At 58.7% G+C, this 4720-nt stretch carries 5 protein-coding genes; all 5 read left to right on the forward strand.

What is annotated here, in order from left to right:
• Positions 1 to 36: 36 nt before the first annotated feature.
• A complete protein-coding gene (locus AC1DUU_RS23370; RefSeq protein ID WP_476785774.1) occupies positions 37 to 411 on the forward strand; it encodes a hypothetical protein in 375 nt (124 codons plus the stop codon).
• A gap of 153 nt (positions 412 to 564) precedes the next feature.
• Positions 565 to 1677, forward strand: a complete 1113-nt coding sequence (locus AC1DUU_RS23375; protein ID WP_476785771.1) for a helix-turn-helix domain-containing protein — start codon at positions 565 to 567, stop codon at positions 1675 to 1677.
• A 558-nt stretch (positions 1678 to 2235) separates the two neighbouring features.
• A complete protein-coding gene (locus AC1DUU_RS23380) occupies positions 2236 to 3213 on the forward strand; it encodes an ABC transporter substrate-binding protein (protein WP_476785772.1) in 978 nt (325 codons plus the stop codon).
• Between the two features lie 95 nt (positions 3214 to 3308).
• Positions 3309 to 4145: an ABC transporter permease gene (locus AC1DUU_RS23385; RefSeq protein WP_476785773.1), complete on the forward strand. Its 837-nt coding sequence runs from the start codon at positions 3309 to 3311 to the stop codon at positions 4143 to 4145.
• A gap of 116 nt (positions 4146 to 4261) precedes the next feature.
• Positions 4262 to 4720 (forward strand): ABC transporter ATP-binding protein (locus AC1DUU_RS23390; RefSeq protein WP_476785775.1); only part of this gene is annotated, 459 nt, incomplete at its 3' end.

Raw genomic sequence — 4720 nt, forward strand, 5'->3', positions numbered from 1 at the left:
CCATTGATCACATTTACCGACAGAACGTGGGGGATCATGCCAAACATTTCCAGATTGTATTTCATCACTGCAATTTGCTTTCTAATTGCCGGGATTCTGGTCGGGCTGCAGATGTCGATTGCCCATGACTACGTTGCAGCCGGCGCACACGCGCATATCAATCTCCTCGGCTGGGTGACGATGTCTATATTCGGCGCGTTTCACGCGCTTAACCCGCGCGGTGCCGGGACACGCTTGGCGAAAGTGCAATACTATGTCTACACTGGCGGTGTGATTGTGATGACGCCTGCTCTCTACTTGCTGCTGACCGGAAACCCGTCATTGGAGCCAGTTGTCGCGGTGTCATCTCTGGTGGTCTTCACCGGCGTACTCATGTTCGCCGCGATTATGTTCCGCACTCGCGCAGGCTGATTGAAAGGGGTTTGAAGATGGGCGCCATCGCTTACGCTGCGTATCGATGTTTTCCTTGATCGCGAATGCACGAGCCAGACTCGACTTCGGGAAACCCACAGACTGAGATTGCAAGCCAGAGAACCAGTGGCGTACAGGCAGCAGGATCACGGAATGGTCGAAAAAGCGGCATCTGAACTTAAGCCGTTGTCTGAAGTGGCGCGCGCATCGCGCGGTATTGTTTGGCCGTTTTCTCCGGGTATGGAATGCTTCGCCGCCTGGAAGGTGGCGCTCTCGCGATTGGTTGACTGTGCCATACCGGACGACGCCGACCCGACTTTGTTCGACTTTCACGGCTGCAGTTGGCAGCTCCCCGAAGCCTTCGTGCAGGTCAACGGCGGGTCGGCTATGACGATGTCTCGGACACAGCGTGTCATTGACGACAGACCAATCTCTCAGATGTCACTTTATCTGCTTACAGGCGGAAGCGTTGTGACCGACTACGACGGCCGCAAGCAAACCCATGTTCCAGGCGACATCGTCGCCGTCGATTATTCACTGCCGTACGAATCCCACACGCCCGGCTACGAAGGGATAACGCTTACTTTCGATAGAGCGAGCGCACCGCCCGGGCTTCAAGGCGTCGTCCACGGAATGGTGCTGTCCGCAAACAGCAGCGCCGGCAACCTCCTTGGCACGCAGATCAGGTCACTTGTGGATCAYATCGACGGACTCAGCATTGACCAGGCTCAGTCGGCCGTCGACGGCATTTTGCGGTTTGCCGCGACCACCCTTCCTGTCGCTTCGCCGAAAAGGAAGCGAGACAATGTCTCAGTTCTGGATAGCGCTCATCGGCTGGCCAAACGGAGAATGTCGGATCCGGACTTCGGCCCCGACGAGCTGTCGACCGCGCTGGGCGTCTCGCGATCGAAACTGTTTCGTTCGTTTGCCGCCCATGGAGGGGTACAGCGCTGGCTGCTTGGCGAACGACTGACGTCCAGCCTTCAGGCTATTGTAAGATCCGCGGGCAAACTGAAAATTTCAGTGATCGCTCATCAGCACGGGTTTCGCAGCGAAGCACATTTCAGCCGTGCTTTCCGGAAGCGATATGAGCTGAGCCCAAGCGCGGCTCTTGCCTTGGCCATGCGCTCGCAGGGCGCCACAATATATCTGAACTGGGCGAAGAAGAACGCGAAGACAGAACGCTCGACAACTGAAGCTTGGCTCGCTTCCGCTCGTGCCAGAGATCGGAAGGCGCACGAAGAGAGCTCCAATCCACCCCAGTGACCTCGCATCCAGGCCGGCATGGCTGACACGTACGACACAATGTCCGTTATTCGTTTCCGCAGAACTTCGCTGCTAGACCGGCAGTGTCCTTGGGAGGCTCGACGGCAGAACGACGACTGGGCAGAGCCAGTTTTCCAATCTGGTGATCGGCGCTCGCAAGCTGCTCGCTGAGCGGCGGTCGCCGTTCGGGACCCTCAAGTCCGCCTGTTTGTGCGGATGGAGTAAACAGTCGTTGACAATGAAGATCGCCGGGCTTTTAATCGAAGCGTGAGTATAAGCGCACTAACCTCTGCTTAGGGAACAGACAGAGGAGATAATTGCTCACTCATTGGGTTTTGCCAATGAGTGGAGCCGCGCTACTCTAGATCAGCAAGTCTCAACTCGTCGGTGGACTCGCGAGAGTTTCCGTGGTCGATCGTTCGGCCTCCGCCAAGCCAAGCTTTGCGGACAGTTCGAAGTGGGTCGCCTCCGGAGGTCGAGGTTCAACGCGCATTGGGCGCGTTTGGACACTGGGAGGAGACATTGCAGAGATTTGTTTGCGGCCTTACGGCCGTCTTATTGGCTATCCTGACATTCCCGGCTGCGGCGCAGGAACTCACCAAGGTGCGCTTCCTGCACGAATGGCGCTTCGAAGGCCATGTTTCGCCGTTTCTCGTCGCCCTCGACAAGGGTTTCTACAAGGACGAGGGACTGGACGTCACCATCGACCCGGGCACCGGCAGTCTCGACGGCATCAATCGCATTGCCTCGGGCACCTATGACATGGGCCAGATGGACCTCAACGCGCTGATCAAATATCGCGACGGTGTCGGCGCGGTCCCCATTAAGGCGGTGCTGATCACCTACAACACGCCGCCATTCGCCATTCTCACGCTCAAGAAAAACAACATCACCAAGCCAAAGGATCTCGAAGGCAAGATCCTCGGCGCGCCGGCGGCGGACGCCGCCTTTTCGCACTGGCCAATCCTCGCCAAGCTCAACGACATCGACACGTCGAAAGTCAAAATCGAAAATGTCGGCTTTCCGGTGCGCGAAGCACTGCTTGCCCAGGGCCAGGTCGATGCGGTCACCGCATTTTCCAGCAACAAGCTGGGCGTAAAGGCCGCGGGGGTACCAGACGACGAGATCGGTATGCTCTTGATGAGCGATTTCGGCCTCGACCTCTATGGCAGTGCGGTCATGGCAAACCCGGATTTTATCCGCGATCATCCCGATGCCGTCCGAAAATTCGTCAAGGCGACCATCAAGGGGTTCTTCGCTTCCTTCGCCGACCCCGACGCAGCCATTGCCAGCTTGCTCAAATACAATCCGGTGGCAAAGGCCGACATCGAGCTTGAACGCCTCAAGGTGGTCACCGCCCTCAGCTATCTGACTGACGACGTTCGTCAAAATGGGTTCGGCGACGCCGATATGGCGCGTCTTGGCCGTTCGATCGATCAGCTGGCGACAGCATTCCCGTTCAAGAACAAGCCCAAAGCCGAGGACGTGTACACCTCGGAATTCTTGCCGCCGAAAGACGAGCGGATGGTCAAGTGATGCCTCCGCCGGCGCCCGACGCTGGCGGACCCTCATGGTTGCGTGCGCAAAAGCCCACGAGGCGAAGCGCGGTTCAAACTGGACTGGGTGAAGATATGACCGATACGAGCATGTTGCAGGAACGCCCGCCCGCGGGCGTTGCCGGTGTTTCGAAGAAAAATCTGAAGCTGTGGTGGTACGGCGAAAAGCTTGGCGCACCGCTGCTATTCGCACTCGCCCTGCTCGTAACCTGGGAAGTGGTCTGCCGTGTCTTTGATGTACCGGAAGTCATTCTTCCCACCGCGTCGGCGACGTTCTACGCACTTTGGGAGTTCCGGGCGGTAATCTGGGAAAATGCTCTGGTGACGCTGTGGACGACGCTGGTAGGCTTTATGCTGGCCATCGTCACAGGCCTAGTGCTGGGGGTCGCCGTCGGCTGGCATCGGGCGGTCTATTCGGCGGTGTATCCGATCCTGATCGCCTTCAATTCGATCCCCAAGGTCGCGGTGGTTCCGGTGCTCATCTTATGGTTCGGGCTTGGCGCTGTACCCGCCATCCTGACGGCATTCCTGATCTCGTTCTTCCCGATCGTGGTCAATGTGGCGACAGGCCTAGCAACCGTCGAGCCGGAACTCGAAGACGTGCTGCGGGCGCTGGGGGCCAACAAGTTCACGGTGATGATCAAGGTGGGCATTCCTCGGTCATTGCCGCACTTCTTCGGCTCGCTGAAGGTCGCGATCACGCTCGCGTTCATTGGCGCGGTCGTTGCCGAGACATCCGGTGCCAGCAGTGGTCTTGGCAAGCTCATGCTCGACGCCCAGGCCGCATTCCAGGTGCCGATCGTCTTTGCCGCGCTGATGGTGCTCTCGGTGCTCGGCATCGTTCTCTATGCCGTCACCGCCCTGATCGAGCAGCGCTACACCGGCTGGGCGCATCGTTCACACAATGGCTGAAAGGCCCAACTCCGACATGGAGCAAGACGACAATGCACAGTGATCAAGATGTTATGGTGCGGCCTGCTCGTGACAAAGCCAGCGCCGGTAGCGAAACCAGCCGAGAGCACACGGCAGTGCCAGGTTTCGTCGATATTTCCGGCGTGGCGCTTTCCTACGGTGGGGGAGGCGGCATCAAGGCCGTCGAGGATTTGACGCTGTCGGTGCGCAAGGGCGAGTTCGCTGCGGTCGTTGGCCCGTCCGGTTGCGGAAAATCGACACTGATGAAACTCGCGACCGGGCTGGTCATCCCCCAGCAAGGCAGCGTCGCCGTCGATGGAGCGCGGGTCACGCGGCCCCTGTCAATCGTCGGCATGGCGTTCCAGAATCCATCGCTGCTGCCTTGGCGTACGACCCTCGACAACATCATGTTGCCGCTCGAGATCGTCTCGCCATATCGCGAGCGGCTGAAGAAGCATCGGGCCGAATACGTTGCTCGAGCTGAAGCGATGCTGGCTCTGGTCGGACTCAAAGGCTTTGGCTCAAAATTCCCCTGGCAGCTTTCGGGTGGCATGCAGCAACGCGCCAATCTGTGT

The organism is Aminobacter sp. P4_H6_2 (assembly GCF_056400805.1).